This window comes from Mycolicibacterium elephantis DSM 44368 (assembly GCF_004014805.1).
In the GTDB taxonomy this organism is placed as follows: Bacteria; Actinomycetota; Actinomycetes; order Mycobacteriales; family Mycobacteriaceae; genus Mycobacterium; species Mycobacterium elephantis.
In genome coordinates, this window is record NZ_ATDN01000011.1 from 14,488 (window position 1) to 31,669 (window position 17,182).

Annotated in this window: 15 protein-coding genes; 11 read left to right on the plus strand and 4 right to left on the minus strand. The window is 69.0% G+C overall.

Features of this window, described 5'->3' with window-relative positions; all coding sequences use genetic code 11:
* Nucleotides 1-31: 31 nt before the first annotated feature.
* Together MELE44368_RS09115 and MELE44368_RS09120 are read right to left on the minus strand one after the other, a co-directional pair.
* Nucleotides 32-670 carry a hypothetical protein gene (locus MELE44368_RS09115; RefSeq protein WP_164890066.1) on the minus strand — a complete coding sequence of 213 codons (639 nt, stop codon included), beginning with the start codon at nt 668-670 and terminating at the stop codon, nt 32-34.
* 25 nt (nt 671-695) lie between these two features.
* Nucleotides 696-1,742 carry a M23 family metallopeptidase gene (locus MELE44368_RS09120; RefSeq protein WP_128108205.1) on the minus strand — a complete coding sequence of 349 codons (1,047 nt, stop codon included), beginning with the start codon at nt 1,740-1,742 and terminating at the stop codon, nt 696-698.
* Nucleotides 1,743-1,902: 160 nt separating this feature from the next.
* Between MELE44368_RS09120 and sucC the strand changes: the two genes are divergently transcribed.
* The 4 genes from sucC (at nt 1,903) to modA (ending at nt 6,622) form a co-directional block, all read left to right on the plus strand.
* Entirely contained in the window at nt 1,903-3,174 is a 1,272-nt protein-coding gene (sucC, locus tag MELE44368_RS09125) for an ADP-forming succinate--CoA ligase subunit beta (RefSeq protein ID WP_264032522.1), read from the plus strand.
* Nucleotides 3,175-3,186: 12 nt separating this feature from the next.
* Nucleotides 3,187-4,089 (plus strand): succinate--CoA ligase subunit alpha, encoded by a 903-nt coding sequence (gene sucD, locus MELE44368_RS09130; protein WP_128108207.1) that lies wholly within the window; start codon nt 3,187-3,189, stop codon nt 4,087-4,089.
* Nucleotides 4,090-4,339: 250 nt separating this feature from the next.
* On the plus strand, nt 4,340-5,869 hold the full coding sequence (locus MELE44368_RS09135; protein WP_128108208.1) for an acetyl-CoA acetyltransferase: 1,530 nt from the start codon (nt 4,340-4,342) through the stop codon (nt 5,867-5,869).
* Between the two features lie 6 nt (nt 5,870-5,875).
* On the plus strand, nt 5,876-6,622 hold the full coding sequence (gene modA, locus MELE44368_RS09140; protein ID WP_128108209.1) for a molybdate ABC transporter substrate-binding protein: 747 nt from the start codon (nt 5,876-5,878) through the stop codon (nt 6,620-6,622).
* Here modA and MELE44368_RS09145 read toward each other — a convergent pair whose 3' ends face one another.
* Nucleotides 6,623-7,471 carry an LLM class F420-dependent oxidoreductase gene (locus MELE44368_RS09145; RefSeq protein WP_128108210.1) on the minus strand — a complete coding sequence of 283 codons (849 nt, stop codon included), beginning with the start codon at nt 7,469-7,471 and terminating at the stop codon, nt 6,623-6,625.
* A gap of 313 nt (nt 7,472-7,784) precedes the next feature.
* Here MELE44368_RS09145 and MELE44368_RS09150 point away from each other — a divergent pair, with 313 nt between their 5' ends.
* From MELE44368_RS09150 to MELE44368_RS09180, 7 genes are all read left to right on the plus strand, one after another.
* Nucleotides 7,785-8,696 (plus strand): DUF5336 domain-containing protein, encoded by a 912-nt coding sequence (locus tag MELE44368_RS09150; RefSeq protein ID WP_128108211.1) that lies wholly within the window; start codon nt 7,785-7,787, stop codon nt 8,694-8,696.
* A gap of 60 nt (nt 8,697-8,756) precedes the next feature.
* Nucleotides 8,757-10,127 carry a cell division protein PerM gene (locus tag MELE44368_RS09155; protein WP_128108212.1) on the plus strand — a complete coding sequence of 457 codons (1,371 nt, stop codon included), beginning with the start codon at nt 8,757-8,759 and terminating at the stop codon, nt 10,125-10,127.
* Nucleotides 10,128-10,137: 10 nt separating this feature from the next.
* Nucleotides 10,138-10,767 (plus strand): phosphoribosylglycinamide formyltransferase, encoded by a 630-nt coding sequence (gene purN / locus MELE44368_RS09160; RefSeq protein WP_128108213.1) that lies wholly within the window; start codon nt 10,138-10,140, stop codon nt 10,765-10,767.
* The gene (gene purH, locus MELE44368_RS09165) at nt 10,764-12,332 is read left to right on the plus strand and encodes a bifunctional phosphoribosylaminoimidazolecarboxamide formyltransferase/IMP cyclohydrolase (RefSeq protein ID WP_128108214.1); all 1,569 of its coding nucleotides are present in this window, start codon (nt 10,764-10,766) and stop codon (nt 12,330-12,332) included. Before purN ends, purH begins: the two co-directional genes overlap by 4 nt.
* Nucleotides 12,333-12,481: 149 nt before the next feature.
* Nucleotides 12,482-12,973 carry a hypothetical protein gene (locus tag MELE44368_RS09170; RefSeq protein ID WP_128108215.1) on the plus strand — a complete coding sequence of 164 codons (492 nt, stop codon included), beginning with the start codon at nt 12,482-12,484 and terminating at the stop codon, nt 12,971-12,973.
* 110 nt (nt 12,974-13,083) lie between these two features.
* The gene (locus tag MELE44368_RS09175; RefSeq protein WP_164890067.1) at nt 13,084-14,466 is read left to right on the plus strand and encodes a sigma 54-interacting transcriptional regulator; all 1,383 of its coding nucleotides are present in this window, start codon (nt 13,084-13,086) and stop codon (nt 14,464-14,466) included.
* Nucleotides 14,459-16,435 carry a vWA domain-containing protein gene (locus MELE44368_RS09180; RefSeq protein WP_128108217.1) on the plus strand — a complete coding sequence of 659 codons (1,977 nt, stop codon included), beginning with the start codon at nt 14,459-14,461 and terminating at the stop codon, nt 16,433-16,435. The genes MELE44368_RS09175 and MELE44368_RS09180 overlap by 8 nt, the downstream gene beginning before the upstream one ends.
* Nucleotides 16,436-16,528: 93 nt before the next feature.
* Here the strand turns inward: MELE44368_RS09180 and MELE44368_RS09185 are convergent, their stop codons facing one another.
* Nucleotides 16,529-17,116: a DUF1707 SHOCT-like domain-containing protein gene (locus MELE44368_RS09185; protein ID WP_128108218.1), complete on the minus strand. Its 588-nt coding sequence runs from the start codon at nt 17,114-17,116 to the stop codon at nt 16,529-16,531.
* Between the last annotated feature and the right edge of the window lie 66 nt (nt 17,117-17,182).

A 17,182-nucleotide genomic window follows, 5' to 3' on the forward strand; every position in this document is an offset into this window, starting at 1 on the left:
GTCGGTCTCGACGCACCGACGCACCCGAGCGTTAGCCGGATCGCTCCCAGCGGCCCGTGGCCGGCAACGCGGCGAGCACGATCGTGGCCACCGGGAAGACCGGGATCGCGTACACCGCCGTGGGCAGCTTGGCGCCCGCGACGAACAGGCTGGAGAAGATCAGCAGCGCGATGACCGCACCCACCATGATCAGCAGACGACTCAGGCGGCGGCGCAACAGCAGCCCGATCAGCCCCGCGATGAGGGCGGCCGCCGAGATCGCGGTGAGGAAGCCGACCGCGACGCAGAAGAGCGGGTCGGAGCGCCACCAACCGGTGATCAGGTCGGTGGCGATGACCGCGGTGGCCCAACCCGACAGGATGCTCATGACCGCGGCGGTTATCGCGGTCTTCGGGCTGGGCGGGGCCGGTTGCGTCGGGGAGACGGCCATCGGCCGGGCGCGCGGGATGTACCCCGTCTGCGCCTGATCCGACAACTGCGTCGGGCCGAGGTCGGTCACCTGTGTCGGCGGGTCCGCGATCGGATTCGGGCCGGTGGGGCGGCGCCGGATGATATTGGTCTGCGGCTCCTCGCCGACGGGGTGCTCGCCGGTTGGATGACGACGAATGATGCCCGTCTCGGCGTTCGACGGCGCGGGGCGTGTCAGATCAGAATCGTCGTCGCCGGCCACTCAGCCAGAGTAGTTGCCGGGCGACTCAGGGCGTCAGCCCGCGCTTGGCCAGCCATCCGACCGGGTCGACGCGGTCGGTCCCGTTGATCAGCACCTCGAAATGCAGGTGCGGTCCGGTCGAGTTGCCGGTGTTGCCCATCTTGGCGATCTGGTCGCCGGCCCACACGCGCTGGCCGACGTCGACGAGCACCGAGCTGAGGTGACCGTAGAGCGTCACCGAGCCGTCGGAGTGGCGCAGCTTGACCATGTTGCCGTAGCCGGCGTACGGACCTGCCGAGATGACGACGCCGTCGGACGCGGCCAGAATCGGCGTGCCGATCGAGTTGGCGATGTCGATGCCGCCGTGCAGCACACCCCAGCGGTATCCGAAGCCCGACGTCCACACCCCGCGGGTCGGCATGACGAACATCGGGCGCTGCAGCCGGGCCTCGCGCTCGGCGCGTTCCTGCGCGAACGCGGCCGCCTTCTGGATCTCCTCGGTGTGCACGGCCGAGCTGGCGGCCGGCGTGACCGCCACGACCTGCACGCCGTCCATCGACCCGGTGATCGCACCGCCACCGACCGCGGTCTGATCGGCCGCCAGCACGGCGGCGTCGGCCTCCTTGGCGGACGGGTGCGTCATCGAGTAGGCACCCGCGGCGGTGGCGCCGACGGCCATCGCCGCGACCATCAGCCGGCCCTTCACGGGCACGTCGGGTTTGCGGTGGGCGCCGCGGCGGCCGATGTTGATGATGTCGGTCTTGGCCATGCCGTCGCTGGTGTCGGTATGGCTGTCGCGGTAGGCGCGGGTGCGGCGTTGGTGGTCTGGACCGGGTTGGAACTCCGACGGCACGGCGAGCCGCAACGGCGCCAGATCGTCGGTGTCGTGCAGGTCGTCGAGTTCTGGCGCGTGGATTACCGCCGACTCGCGGTCGAACACGGTGTTTTCGCGGAAGTCGAAATCGGCCAGATCGCCGAACTCGTTGAACGGAATGATGTCGGTGACTTCGGAGGGGCTTTCGTCGGCGCGTCCGATGATTTGCCGTTTCGTCGATCCCTTAGCGGGAAATCGGGACGAACGGTGCGCTGCCAATCTGCGGAGTCCTTTTCGCTGTGACCGAAACGTGACCTAGACCAGATGGCACGTTAACCGCACTCCAATGTTGGCTGCAAGCCAAGCGAATATTCCGCGCTGGAATGTGAGCTGTATCACTGACACCCGCCGGTGAGATCGACCACATGAGCGGTGGGCGGTGCCAAAGGCCTCAGCGCGTGTCGATAAAGTTCCCCCGAGCCCTGTCGGCCCAAACCTTTGCAGAACACGCGCTAGAGACAGTGAGTCCATGGACCTCTTCGAATACCAGGCGAAAGAACTGTTCGCCAAGCACAACGTGCCCACCACACCCGGCCGGGTGACCACCACCGCCGAGGACGCCAAAGCGATCGCCGAGGAGATCGGCAAGCCGGTGATGGTCAAGGCACAGGTCAAGACCGGCGGCCGGGGTAAGGCCGGCGGCGTCAAGTACGCGGCCACCCCCGACGACGCCTTCACCCACGCCCAGAACATCCTCGGCCTCGACATCAAAGGCCACATCGTCAAGAAGCTGCTGGTCTCGGAGGCCAGCGACATCGCCGAGGAGTACTACATCTCGTTCCTGCTCGACCGCGCCAACCGCACGTACCTGGCGATGTGCTCGGTCGAGGGCGGCATGGAGATCGAAGAGGTCGCCGCCACCAAACCCGACCGGCTCGCAAAGGTGCCCGTCAACGCCCTCAAGGGAGTCGATGTGGCCTTCGCGCGCGAGATCGCCGAGAAGGGGCATCTGCCGGCCGAGGTGCTCGACACCGCGGCGGTGACGATCGCCAAGCTGTGGGAGGTCTTCGTCGGCGAGGACGCCACCCTGGTCGAGGTCAACCCGCTGGTGCGCACTCCCTCCCGCGGTGGAGACGATCCAGGTCAGATTCTCGCGCTGGACGGCAAGGTCACCCTCGACGGCAACGCCGACTTCCGCCATCCCGAGCATGCCGAGTTCGAGGACCGCGACGCCACCGATCCGCTGGAGCTCAAGGCCAAGGAGCACGACCTCAACTACGTCAAGCTCGACGGTTCGGTCGGGATCATCGGCAACGGCGCGGGTCTGGTCATGTCGACGCTGGACGTCACGGCCTACGCCGGGGAGAAGCACGGCGGTGTGAAGCCGGCCAACTTCCTCGACATCGGCGGCGGCGCCTCGGCCGAGGTGATGGCCGCGGGGCTGGACGTCATCCTGCACGACCCGCAGGTGAAGAGCGTGTTCGTGAACGTGTTCGGTGGCATCACCGCGTGCGACGCGGTGGCCAACGGCATCGTCAACGCGCTGAAGATCCTCGGTGACGAGGCCAACAAGCCGCTTGTGGTTCGCCTCGACGGCAACAACGTCGAGGAGGGCCGGCGCATCCTGGCCGAGGCCAACCACCCGCTGGTGATTCAGGCCGACACCATGGACGAGGGTGCCGACAAAGCCGCCGAGCTGGCGAACAAGTAAGGGACGCACAGTATGTCAATCTTCCTGAACAAGAACTCCAAGGTGATCGTCCAGGGCATCACCGGCGGCGAGGGCACCAAGCACACCGCGCTGATGCTCAAGGCCGGTACGCAACTGGTCGGCGGCGTCAACGCGCGCAAGGCCGGCACCGAGGTGTCACACGTCGACAAGGACGGCAACGACATCAAGCTGCCGGTGTTCGGCACCGTCGCCGAGGCGATGAAGGAGACCGGCGCCGACGTGTCGGTGGTCTTCGTGCCGCCGAAGTTCGCCAAGGACGCGATCATCGAGGCCATCGACGCCGAGATTCCGCTGCTGGTCGTCATCACCGAGGGAATCCCGGTGCAGGACACCGCATATGCGTGGGCATACAACGTCGAGAAGGGGCAGAAGACACGCATCATCGGGCCGAACTGCCCGGGCATCATCACGCCCGGTGAGGCGCTGGCGGGCATCACCCCGGCCAACATCACCGGACCCGGCCCGGTCGGCCTGGTGTCGAAGTCCGGCACGCTGACCTACCAGATGATGTTCGAGCTGCGCGACTTCGGCTTCTCGACCGCGATCGGCATCGGCGGCGACCCGGTGATCGGCACCACCCACATCGACGCGATCGAGGCGTTCGAGAAGGATCCCGACACCAAGGTCATCGTGATGATCGGCGAGATCGGCGGCGACGCCGAGGAACGCGCGGCCGACTACATCAAGGCCAACGTGTCCAAGCCGGTCGTCGGCTACGTCGCGGGCTTCACCGCGCCCGAGGGCAAGACGATGGGCCACGCCGGCGCGATCGTGTCCGGTTCGTCGGGCACCGCGCAGGCCAAGAAGGAAGCGCTCGAGGCCGCGGGTGTGAAGGTGGGCAAGACCCCGTCGGCGACCGCCCAGCTGGCCCGGGAAATCCTGCAGAGCCTGTAACTCCTGTTACTCATCTGCGCGAGCGTGCGTGTTTGAGGCCGACACGCCGTGCGAGAAGCCGATTTCACGCACGTTCGCCGCAGCAGCAGCGCGCCGGCGGGGCCGCAGGCCCACTGGTTGGCGTGCCGAAAGCCGCATCGGTTAGCCTGTCGAACTAGCTCGCCTGCAGTGGTGAGCGTGCGCAAACTCCGCACTTTTCGCGGCGTGTCGCCCTCAGACACGCACGCTCGCGAAAAAGGAAGGTGAGCCCATGGCGGTCGATCCGCGGACTCCGGTGCTGGTCGGCGTCGGCCAGTTCACCGAACGCATCGACGACCCCGGGTACCGCGGCATGTCCGCGGTGGACCTCGCGACGGAGGCGGTGCGTGCGGCGCTGGCCGACACCGGGGTCGACCCGGCCGCGATGGCCACGGCGATCGAAACGGTATACGGGCTACGGCAATTCGAGATCTCCGGGCCGATGCCGGCCACGCTGGGCAAGTCGAACAACTACCCTCGCTCGGTGCTGAACCGCGTGGGCGGCGACCCGACCCGCGTCGTGCTGGAACCCGTCGGCGGGCAGGGCCCGCAGAAGCTCGTCACCGAGGCGGGCAGTGCGATCGCGGCGGGTGAGATGGACGTCGCGATGGTCATCGGGTCCGAGCCGGGGTCCACGGCGAGGCATTTCGCCGACCGTGACGACAAGCCCGACTTCACCGAACACGTCGACGGCCAGTTGGAGGACCGCGGGCATCAAATCCACCAGTACTTCACCGAGTACACCGCCAAACACGGGTTGACCGGCGCGGCGGTGCAGTACGGGCTGCTGGACAACGCGCGTCGCCGTCGCCTCGGGCTCGGCGTGGCCGAATACCGCAGGCAGATGGCCGAGTTGTTCGCCCCGCTGTCGAAAGTCGCCGCCAAGAACCCGTTCTCGTCGTCGCCGGTCGAACGTTCGGTCGAGGAGATCGTCACGGTCACCGACGACAACCGGATGATCTGCGACCCGTATCCACGCCTGCTGGTCGCCCGCGACCAGGTCAACCAGGGCGCCGCGGTGATCATGACGTCGGTGGCGGCCGCCCGTCGTCTCGGCGTACCCGAGTCGAAATGGGTGTACCTGCACGGCCATTCGGACCTCACCGAGCAGTCGCTGCTGGACCGTGTCGACCTGGGCGCCAGCCCCGCGGCGGTGCACGCGGCCCGAGAAGCGCTGCGCGTCGCCGAGATCGGCGTCGACGACTTCGCCACCTTCGATCTGTACAGCTGCTTTCCGTTCCCCGTCTTCGTCGTCTGCGACGCGCTGGGCATCGACGGCGCCGACCCGCGCGGGCTGACGGTGACCGGCGGGCTGCCCTACTTCGGTGGGCCCGGCAACAGCTACTCGTTGCACGCCATCGCCGAAACCGTGACGCAATTGCGGGACAGGCCAGGACAGTTCGGCTTCGTCGGCGCCAACGGCGGCACGATGAGCAAGTACTCGGTCGGCGTGTACTCCACCGCGCCCGCCCCGTGGCGATCCGACCGCAGCGACCAGCTCAACGAGCAGGTCGGCGCGCTGCCGAAAGTCTCGGTGACCGAAAAGCCCGACGGCGCAGCCACAATCGAGACGTACTCGGTGCGCTACGACTGGCCCACCACCACGGGCATCATCGTCGCGCGCCTCGACGTCGACGACTCGCGCTTCCTGGCCACCACCGAAGACCCCGAGCTGGTGGCGCTGATGTGCGACGGCGATCCACTGAACGCCGCCATCACGGTGCGCCCGACCGAGCACGGCAACCGCGCGACGCTGAGGTAGCCGACGATGACGCGGGTGGTGCTGGCCGGGGCGCTGCTGCTCGCGCTGCTGACCGGCTGCGGTTCGGATACCTCGGCAGACCAGACCGTCGTGGTATACGCCGCGGCTTCGCTGCGGAGCCCGTTCACCGACATCGGCAAACAATTCGAAGACGCCAATCCCGGTGCATCCGTGGAGTTTTCGTTCGCCGGCTCCTCGGATCTGGTGACGCAGCTGACGCAGGGCGCCCGGGCCGACGTGTTCGCCTCGGCCGACGTCACCAACATGGGCAAGGCCGCCGAGGCCGGCCTGCTCGAGAGCGCGCCGGTGAACTTCGCGTCGAACACGCTGACCATCGCCGTCGCGCCCGGCAACCCGAAGGCCATCGCGTCGCTGCGCGACCTGACCCGGCCCGACATCGCCGTCGTCGTCTGCGCGCCACAGGTGCCCTGCGGTGCCGCCACCCGGCGCGTCGAACAGGCCGCAGGCGTCGAACTGTCCCCGGTCAGCGAGGAGTCATCGGTCACCGACGTCCTCAACAAGGTGACCAGCGGGCAGGCCGACGCCGGGTTGGTCTACGTCACCGACGCGATCGACGCGAAGGACAAGGTCACCGCCGTGGCCTTCCCCGAGGCGCGATCCGCCGTCAACACCTATCCGATCGCCGTGCTCGAACAGTCGGAAAGCCCCGAGCTGGCAACGAGATTCGTCGATGCCGTCACCGGGGAACTCGGGCAGCGGGTGCTCGCCGCCGCAGGTTTCAAGACACCCTGATCACGGCAGGTCGGCCAGTTTGCCCGCCAGCCGCTCGACGTAGGCGGCGACGTCGTCGGGCGACTTGTCGGGCAGGCCGAACAGCACCTCGGTCACACCCAGGTCGGCCCAGCGTGCCAGCTTCTCCGGGTCCGGTTTGATTTCCAGCGCGACGATCTGCGGTGCGCCCTGCCGGCCGGCGTCCGCCCAGATGTCCTGCAGCAGCTTCACCGGCTCGTCGATGTCGAAGTCCCGTGGCGTGGTGATCCAGCCGTCGGCCGAGCGGGTGATCCACTTGAAGTTCTTCTCGGTGCCCGCCGCGCCTACGAGCACCGGGATGTGCGGTTGCACCGGCTTGGGCCAGGCCCAACTCGGGCCGAAGCTGACGAACTCGCCGTCGTAGGACGCCTCCTCCTGGGTCCACAGCGCCCGCATGGCCTCCAGGTACTCGCGCAGCATCGTGCGGCGCCGGCCCGGCGGCACGTTGTGGTCGGCCAACTCGTCGGTGTTCCAGCCGAAGCCCACGCCCAGGCTGACCCGCCCGCCGGACAGGTGATCGAGCGTGGCGATCGTCTTGGCCAGCGAGATCGGGTCGTGCTCGACGGGCAGTGCGACCGCCGTCGACAAGCGCACCCGCGTCGTCACCGCGCACGCCGTGGCCAGGCTGACCCATGGATCCAATGTGCGCATGTAGCGGTCGTCGGGCAGCGACTCGTCGCCGGTCGTCGGATGGGCGGCCTGCCGCTTGACCGGGATGTGGGTGTGTTCGGGCACGTAGAAGGTGGTGAACCCGTGGTCGTCGGCGAGTTTGGCCGCGGCTGCCGGGATGATCCCGCGGTCGCTGGTGAAAAGCACGAGCCCGTAATCCATGACTGGATTAGAACGTGTTCTAGTCGCGGGGGCAACACCCGGGGTTCGATAGGGCACAACATCGGCCGACATCGGCCGTTCTGAGAACACCTCGCGGAACGCGTTGGGGGCGTGCGCAAACCTCGCGGGGTTTGGCTGCGCGGCGGCTTTTCGCACTTCGACTGGGAGATCGAGGGCCGCGATGCGCCGGTGCTGCCGTCGACGCGCGAAATCGAAGATTCCGAAGAGAATTCGACCGGGCAACCCGCGCCCGCGTCCAACCCGCCCAGGTGCGCTAGCGTGGTCTGCACGCCCGTCCAGCACAGGAGAGGTCATGACCTACCCGCCCGGTCCGCACGGCAGCCCCGGATACTCGTCCGCACAGCAGCCGACCAACCAGTTCTCCGCGCCCACACAACAGTTCGGCAAGGTGGGCGAACCCACTTCGTCGTCGCGGGAAGCCGCCAGCAGGCTCCCCCGCTATCTGACCGCGGCCATCGCCGCGCTCGGCCTTGCGGTGTACCTGTCGAGCTTCGGTCCGCTTTTCACCATCGCCGCATCCGACTTCCCCGGCCTGGTGGACGTCAGTGGTGGTTCCTTCGGCCTGGTACTGGCGGTCGCCGCCGCGGTGCTGGCCGGACTGCTCGCCGGCGTCGGCCTGCTGCCCAGGCAGACCGTCGCAACGTCGCTGGTGACGGTCCTCTCGCTGCTGGCGTTTTTGCTCGTGCTCGCCGAAGTCATCAACAAACCCAGCGTCGCCTCCATCGACTGGGGGCTGTACCTGGTCATCGCGTTCACGGTGCTGCAGGCGATCGTGGCCGTGGCGGCGCTGCTGTTCGAGACGGGCATCATCACCCCGCCCGCCCCGCGCCCGAAGTACGACCAGAACTACGGACAGTACGGCGGTCCCGGCGGCTACTACGGCCAGCAGTACGGCGGTCCGCAGCAGCAGCTGCACCAGCAGCGGCCGGGCTATCCCACCCCGTACGGCGGTTACCCCAGCGGCCCGTCCACCGGCGGATTCCCCAGCCCGCAGACCGGCTCGCAATCCGGCACGCAACCGGGCTCTCAGCCCGGCTCGCAGGCGGGTTCGCAGTCCGGCGGGCAGAGCGGCGGTCAAAGCGGGCCCCCGACCCCGCCGACCGGTTTCCCGACGTACGGCCAACCGCCGTCCAGCTCGACCCCGACGACACAGACCCCGGCACAGCCGTCGTCCTCCTCGCAGTCGGGGCAGACGCCGTCGTAGTCTGAGCCGCGCGTGCGTCAACTCCGCGCGCGCTGAGCTTGTGCGAGGAGCGGCCAACCAGTGGACAACCGACCGGTGGGCCCGCGCCAAGCACGGGAGCTGCTTCGGGTCGCGTTCGGGCCGTCGATCGTCGCGCTCCTCATCATCGCTGCGGTCGTACTGATCCAGCTGCTCATCGCCAACAGCGAGATGACCGGCGCCTTCGGGGCCACGGCCAGCATGTGGCTGGGCGTGCACCTGGTGCCGGTGTCCATCGGCGGCGCCGAACTCGGCGTGCTGCCGCTGCTGCCCACGCTGGCGATGATCTGGGGCACGGCCCGCACGACGGCGGCGGCGACCTCACCTGCGAGTTCGTGGTTCGTGACGCGCTGGGTGGTCGGCTCCGCGCTGGGCGGGCCGCTGCTGATCGCCGCGATCTGCCTGGCCGTCGTCCACGACGCCGCCTCGGTGCTCACCGACCTGCAGACCCCTAATGCCCTGCGCGCCTTCGGCGGTGTGCTGGCCGTGCATGCGATCGGCGCGGCCGTGGGGGTGGGATCCCGCGTTGGTCGACGGCTGCTGAGCGCGTCGCCGCTGCCGGGATGGCTGCCCGACGCGTTCCGCGCCGCCACCGCCGGGGTGCTCGCGCTGCTCGGCCTCTCCGGTGTGGTGATGGCCGGCTCGCTCATCGTGCACTGGTCGACCATGCACGACCTGTTCGGCATCACCGAGTCGACGTTCGGACAGCTCAGCCTCACCGCGCTGTCGATCCTGTACATCCCGAACGTGCTCGTGGGCACCGCGGCCGTCGCCGTCGGCTCCAGCGCCCACATCGGGCTGGCGACGTTCAGCCCGTTCACCGTGTTCGGCGGCGACATCCCGGCGCTGCCGGTGCTGGCCGCCGTGCCGACGCCGCCGCTCGGCCCGGTCTGGGTCGCGCTGCTGATCGTGGCGGCGGTCTCCGGCGTGGCGATCGGCCAGCAGTGCGCGCGGCGGCCGCTGCCGTTGCTGCCCGCACTGCTCAAGCTCGTCACCGCCGCGGCGCTCGCGGCGGTGACCATGGCGCTGCTCGGCCGCGCCGGTGGTGGTCGGCTGGGCAACTTCGGCGACGTCGGCGTCGACCAGACCACGTTCGGGCCCGCCGTGTTCCTGTGGTTCGTCGGGATCGGTGGGCTCACGGTGGCGATGTCGGGCGGCATCGCCCGTCGCCCCAGGCGGCCGAAGCCGGCCCCCGAACCCGAGCCGGTACCCGAGCCCGACACCGAACCCGACGTCGAGCCCGAGTCCGTCGAGGCGCTCGAGGAGACCGTCGACGACGCGCCATCGGAGGAGAGCGGGCAAGTGCCCGCCGAGGCCGTCGCGCCCCTGGAGGACCCCGAGGAGCACTTCGTCGTCGACGACGACGGCACACCGGGCACCACCGCAGAGCGGCCCCGCAACGGTGACCATTAGGCTCCCAGGCGTGCAGGAACCGCTTCGTGTGCCGCCCAGCGCACCGGCGCGGGTGGTGGTGCTGGCCTCGGGCACCGGGTCGCTGCTGGCCTCCCTGCTGGCGGCCGCGGTCGGCGACTATCCGGCCCGGGTGGTCGCGGTCGGCACGGACCGCGAATGTGCCGCCCTGCAGGTCGCCGCGTCGTCGTCGGTGCCGACCTTCACCGTCGCGCTTGGCGACTACCCCGACCGCGCCGCATGGGACGCCGCGCTCACCGAGGCCACCGCCGCATACGAGCCGGACCTGGTGGTTTCGGCCGGGTTCATGAGAATCCTTGGCCCGCAGTTTCTTTCCCGATTTCCCGGCCGCGTGCTCAACACCCACCCGGCGCTGCTGCCCGCGTTCCCTGGCGCTCACGCGGTGCCCGACGCGCTGGCCTACGGCGTCAAGATCACCGGCTGCAGCGTGCATCTGGTCGACGCCGGCACCGACACCGGGCCGGTGCTTGCCCAGGAGGCGGTGCCGGTCCTCGACGACGACGACGAAGCCACCCTGCACGAGCGGATCAAGGTCGTGGAGCGACGACTGCTCGTTGACGTAGTGGAAGCGCTCGCGACCCGCGGCGTGACCTGGACCGGACGAAAGGCGACCCTGGGATGAGCGATAAACGGCCGATTCGCCGCGCGTTGATCAGCGTGTACGACAAGACCGGCCTGCCCGAACTGGCCCGCGGGCTGCACGAGGCGGGGGTCGCCATCGTCTCGACCGGGTCGACCGCCAAAACCATTGCCGACGCCGGTGTTCCGGTGACGCCGGTGGAGGACGTGACCGGCTTCCCCGAGGTCCTCGACGGCCGGGTCAAGACCCTGCACCCGCATGTGCACGCCGGACTGCTGGCCGATCAGCGCAAACCCGAACATGTTTCGGCGCTGGCCGACCTCGGTGTCGAGGCGTTCGAACTCGTCGTGGTGAACCTGTATCCGTTCAGCGAGACCGTCGCCTCCGGTGCCGGCATCGACGAGTGCGTCGAGCAGATCGACATCGGTGGCCCGTCGATGGTCCGTGCCGCGGCGAAGAATCACCCCAGCGTCGCCGTGGTGGTCGACCCGCTGGGCTACGACGGTGTGCTCGCCGCGGTGCGCGCGGGCGGGTTCACCCTCGAGGAGCGAAAGAAGCTGGCGGCCCTCGCATTTCGGCACACCGCCGAGTACGACGTCGCGGTGGCGTCGTGGATGGGTTCGGTGCTCGCACCCGAGGGCGACTCGGTGACCACCCCGTTGCCGCCGTGGCTCGGCGCGACGTGGCGACGCCACGCGGTGCTGCGCTATGGCGAGAACCCGCACCAGCAGGCCGCGCTGTACCGCGACGACTCGGCGTGGCCCGGGCTGGCGCAGGCCGAACAGCTGCACGGCAAGGAGATGTCCTACAACAACTACACCGACGCCGACGCGGCCTGGCGCGCGGCGTTCGACCACGAGCAGACCTGCGTCGCGATCATCAAGCACGCCAACCCATGTGGCATCGCGATCTCGGCTGTCTCGGTGGCCGACGCGCACCGCAAGGCCCATGAATGCGATCCGCTCTCGGCGTTCGGCGGGGTGATCGCGGCCAACACCACGGTCAGCGTCGAGATGGCCGAGACCGTCGCCGACATCTTCACCGAGGTGATCGTCGCGCCCGCCTACGAGCCGGGCGCGGTCGAAGTGCTTGCGCGGAAGAAGAACATCCGGGTCTTGGTGGCCTCCGAACCGCAGCCGGGCGGCTCGGAGTTCCGTCAGGTCAGCGGCGGCCTGCTGGTGCAGCAGCGTGATGCGTTCACCGCACCCGGCGACGACGCGATCAACTGGAAACTGGCCGCCGGGTCGCCGGCCGATCCCGCGACGCTGGACGATCTGAAGTTCGCGTGGCGGGTATGCCGCGCGGTGAAGTCCAACGCGATCGTCGTCGCGGCCGACGGCGCCACGGTCGGGGTGGGCATGGGCCAGGTGAACCGGGTCGACGCCGCCCGGTTGGCCGTGCAGCGCGCAGGCGATCGGGTGCGCGGCGCGGTCGCGGCCTCCGACGCGTTCTTCCCGTTCCCCGACGGGCTGGAGGTGCTCATCGAGGGCGGGGTCAAGGCCGTCGTCCATCCCGGCGGATCGGTGCGCGACGACCAGGTCACCGCGGCGGCCGCCAAGGCCGGCATCACGCTGTACCTCACCGGGGCCCGCCACTTCGCGCACTGAGGGAACGAGATCGGCGGAATCCCGCACCGACAGCCGGGACGCCATTAAGTTGCTCCCATGGCCACGGCATCGCGGACGGTGCCGAACTGTCGACGGCGGCCGAACCCGGCGGATCCGACTCGTCACTGTGCGAGGCCGTCGATGTCCCGTTGACGACGATCCCGGCGAGGAACGACGACGAGCCGGTGTTGAAGATCCCGAAGCCGCCCGGTTGGGAGCGGTCGACGATGATGGATTCGCCGTTGATCCGCTTCGCCATGCGGAACGAGGCGCTCACTGCCGACGCCTTCACCGCGAACGTGATGGTGACGCTCGAGAGCACGTCGGGCACTGAAGATGTCGACCTGATCTTCGCGACCATGCAGGACGCGCTGGAGTCCGGTCTGGGCGTCACCGACCTGCGGGTCAGCGAGCGCTCACTGTGCGGTCTGCCCGCCAGGACGTTCCGCTACATGATGCCGGTGATGGGAAACATCGACCCGCACCCCGCGGTTGCGCTGGGCGCGGTGATGCACGCCGAGGGTATGACATTCGTGATCAGCGTGACCGCCCAGGCGATGGACGCCGAGGACCCGACCTATTGGCGGGACAGCGCGACGATCCTCGACGGGTTCCAGATGCTGCCGCCGTCGCCGAACTGACCTTCCTCCCCGTGCCGCCGAACGTGGGTTACCCGCACGTCGTCGGCGCCGGAAGCGTGGCTTAATCACACACTCGACCGCGGCCGCGCGGAGTTGCGTAACTTGGAGTGGTGACTCAACCACGTGATCTACCCCGTACCGTCGGCGAACTGAGGGCCTCCGGCCACCGCGAACGGGGCGTGAAGCAGGAAATCCGGGACAACTTGCTGGCCGCCCTCGCCGAGGGCCGCGACCCCTGGCCGGGCATCCTTGGCTTCGAGGACACCGTGCTCCCGCAGCTGGAACGCGCCCTGATCGCCGGTCACGACGTCGTGCTGCTCGGCGAACGCGGGCAGGGCAAGACCCGGCTGCTGCGCGCCTTGGCCGGTCTGCTCGACGAGTGGACGCCGGTCATCGAAGGCTCGGAGCTCGGTGAGCACCCGTACAGCCCGATCACCCCCGAATCGATCCGGCGCACCGCCGACTCGGGTGACGACCTGCCGATCGTGTGGCGTCACCGCAGCGAGCGTTACACCGAGAAGCTGGCCACCCCGGACACCAGCGTGGCCGATCTGGTCGGCGACATCGACCCGGTCAAGGTGGCCGAGGGCCGCAGCCTCGGCGACCCCGAGACCATCGCCTACGGGCTGATCCCGCGCGCCCACCGCGGCATCGTCGCCATCAACGAGCTGCCCGACCTCGCCGAGCGCATCCAGGTGGCGATGCTCAACGTGATGGAGGAGCGTGACATCCAGGTCCGCGGCTACACCCTGCGCCTGCCGCTCGACGTCCTCGTGGTGGCCAGCGCGAACCCCGAGGACTACACCAACCGCGGTCGCATCATCACGCCGCTGAAGGACCGGTTCGGCGCCGAGATCCGTACCCACTACCCGCTGGAACTCGACGCCGAGGTCGGCGTCATCAAGCAGGAGGCGCAGCTTTCGGCCGAGGTCCCCGAGTACCTGCTGGCGGTGTTGGCGCGGTTCGCCCGCTATCTGCGCGAGTCGCGGTCCATCGACCAGCGCTCCGGTGTGTCGGCGCGGTTCGCGATCGCGGCCGCCGAAACCGTCGCCGCCGCCGCCCGGCACCGCTCGGCGCTGCTCGGCGAGGAGGATCCGGTGGCCCGGGTGGTCGACCTGGCCACGATCATCGACGTGCTGCGCGGCAAGCTGGAATTCGAGACCGGTGAGGAGGGCCGCGAGCAGGCGGTGCTCGAGCACCTGCTGCGCCGGGCCACCGCGGACACCGCGCAACGCCTACTGGGCGGCATCGACGTCGGTCCGCTGGTGGTGGCGATCGAGAACGGGTCGGCGATCACCACCGGTGAGCGGGTCTCGGCGCGCGAGGTGCTGGCCGCGGTGCCCGAGGTGCCCGCGATCGCCGAGATCCAGACGCGCCTCGGTGCGACGACCGACGGGCAGCGCGCGGCCGCCGTCGAGCTGGCGCTCGAGGCGCTGTATCTGGCCAAGCGCATCGACAAGGAATCCGGAGAAGGCGAAACCGTTTATGGCTAAACGGACCTCGCGGTATTCGCGGTACACCGGCGGGCCCGACCCGCTGGCGCCGCCGATCGACCTGCGTGAGGCGCTCGAGCAGATCGGCCAGGACGTCATGGAGGGCAGCTCGCCACGGCGCGCGCTGTCCGAGATGTTGCGGCGCGGCACCAAGAACATGCGCGGCGCCGACAAGCTGGCGGCCGAGGCCAACCGCAGGCGTCGAGAGCTGTTGCAGCGCAACAACTTGGACGGCACCCTGCAGGAGATCAAGAGGCTGCTCGACGAGGCGGTGCTGGCCGAGCGCAAGGAACTGGCCCGCGCGCTCGACGACGACGCGCGGTTCCAGGAGATGCGCATCGAGAACCTGCCGTCGTCGCCGGCCAAGGCCGTGCAGGAACTCGCCGACTACCAGTGGCGCAGCCCGGAGGCGCGCGAATCCTACGAGCAGATAAAGGATCTGCTGGGCCGCGAGATGCTCGACCAGCGATTCGCCGGGATGAAGCAGGCGTTGGAGAACGCCACCGACGAGGATCGGCAACGGGTCAACGACATGCTCGACGACCTCAACGACCTGCTCGACAAGCACTCCAGGGGCGAGGACACGCCAGAAGATTTTCAAAACTTCATGAACAAGCACGGCGAGTTCTTCCCGGAGAACCCGCAGAACGTCGAGGAACTGCTGGACTCGGTGGCCAAGCGCGCGGCCGCCGCGCAGCGGTTCCGCAACAGCCTTTCGCCCGAACAGCGAGCCGAGCTGGATGCGTTGGCGCAGCAAGCGTTTGGTTCACCGTCGCTGATGAACGCGTTGAACCGGCTCGACGCGCATCTGCAGGCGGCCCGGCCGGGAGAGGACTGGACCGGCTCGGAGCGGTTCTCCGGTGAGAATCCACTCGGGATGGGCGAGGGCGCCCAAGCGCTCGAGGACATCGCCGAGCTCGAGCAGCTCGCGGAGGCGTTGTCGCAGAGCTACGCGGGCGCCACGATGGAGGATGTCGACCTGGACATGCTCGCTCGCCAGCTCGGCGAAGAGGCCGCCGTCGACGCGCGCACGCTCGCCGAACTCGAACGGGCGTTGATGGATCAGGGCTTTCTCGACCGCGGCTCCGACGGGCGGTGGCGGCTGTCGCCCAAGGCCATGCGCCAGCTCGGTCAGACCGCGCTACGGGATGTGGCACAACAGCTTTCGGGTCGGCACGGGGAGCGCGAGACCCGGCGCGCGGGGGCCGCCGGCGAGCTCACCGGCGCTACGCGGCCGTGGCAGTTCGGCGACACCGAACCGTGGAACGTCACCCGCACGCTGACCAACGCGGTGCTGCGCCGGGCCGGCTCGGGCGCCGCGACGCTGCCGATGGACATCACCGTCGAGGACGTCGAGATCTCCGAGACCGAGACCCGCACACAGGCCGCCGTCGCGCTGCTCGTGGACACCTCCTTCTCGATGGTGATGGAGAACCGGTGGCTGCCGATGAAACGCACCGCGCTCGCGCTCAACCATCTGGTCAGCACCCGGTTCCGTTCGGATGCGTTGTCGATCATCGCATTCGGGCGCTACGCGCGCACCGTGACCGCGGCCGAGCTCACCGGCCTGGAGGGTGTCTACGAGCAGGGCACCAACCTTCATCACGCGCTGGCCCTGGCGATGCGGCATCTGCGTCGACACCCCAACGCCCAGCCGGTGGTGCTGGTGGTCACCGACGGCGAGCCGACCGCGCACCTCGAGCACTATCCCAGCGAGGAGGGCGGACCCGCGGTGTTCTTCGACTACCCGCCCCATCCGCGCACCATCGCCCACACCGTCAAGGGCTTCGACGACGTGGCCGGCATCGGTGCGCAGGTGACGATCTTCCGGCTGGGCAGCGATCCCGGCCTGGCCCGCTTCATCGACCAGGTGGCGCGGCGGGTGGAGGGACGCGTGGTGGTGCCGGACCTCGACGGGTTGGGCGCCGCCGTCGTCGGCGACTACCTCCGCTCCCGGCGTCGCCGCTAGCCCCGCGTATTACGCCGAGACCGACGCAACGGCTGAAACCGCCCGGCCCGCGACGACCATTTCGTCGGTTTCGCGGAGCGAGAGTAGCGACAGTCAGGCGGCGGCGGACTTACGCTTCTTGCGCTTGACGCCGACGCTGCCCCACAGCGAGAAGCCGCGGATGCGCACATACGGCGCGCCGGGGGAGCCTTCGCCGCTGACGCTGTGGTCGAAGTTGCCCATGACGCCGACGCCGCGCAGGTCGACGTTGACCTCGGGCGGCACCAGAATCGTCTGCCCGCCGAAGATCGAATACGAGTGGATCTCCACCTCCGGCGAGGTGAAGTCGGCGTACCGCAAATCCACCACGCCGCCGCCGAAGATGGCGACCGTGGTCATCCGCTCGGGAACGTTCCACCGCCCGCGGCGCTCGAAGCCGCTCAGGATCGCCAGCAGCAGCGTCGACGGAGCGGGCCGGCAGGGGCCGCCGGTGCGGCTGCGGCTGAAGGCGCCGGGCAGGTCCGCGGACAGCCGGTCGAGTTCCTCGTAGGTCTGCGCAGCGTATGCCTTGGTCAGCCGGTCTTCGTATTCGTTCAGCTGTAGCCGGCCCTGCGCGGCGGCATCGGTCAGTAGCTGTGCCACCTGAATCCGATCGGTGTCAGCAGCACGCATCGAACCGTTCCGCGACGCTGGGGTGTTCATCGAATACGAGCCTACGACGAACGCTGGCACATGCAAGGCCGTTGTCCAAACTGTGCCCTCGCCGTT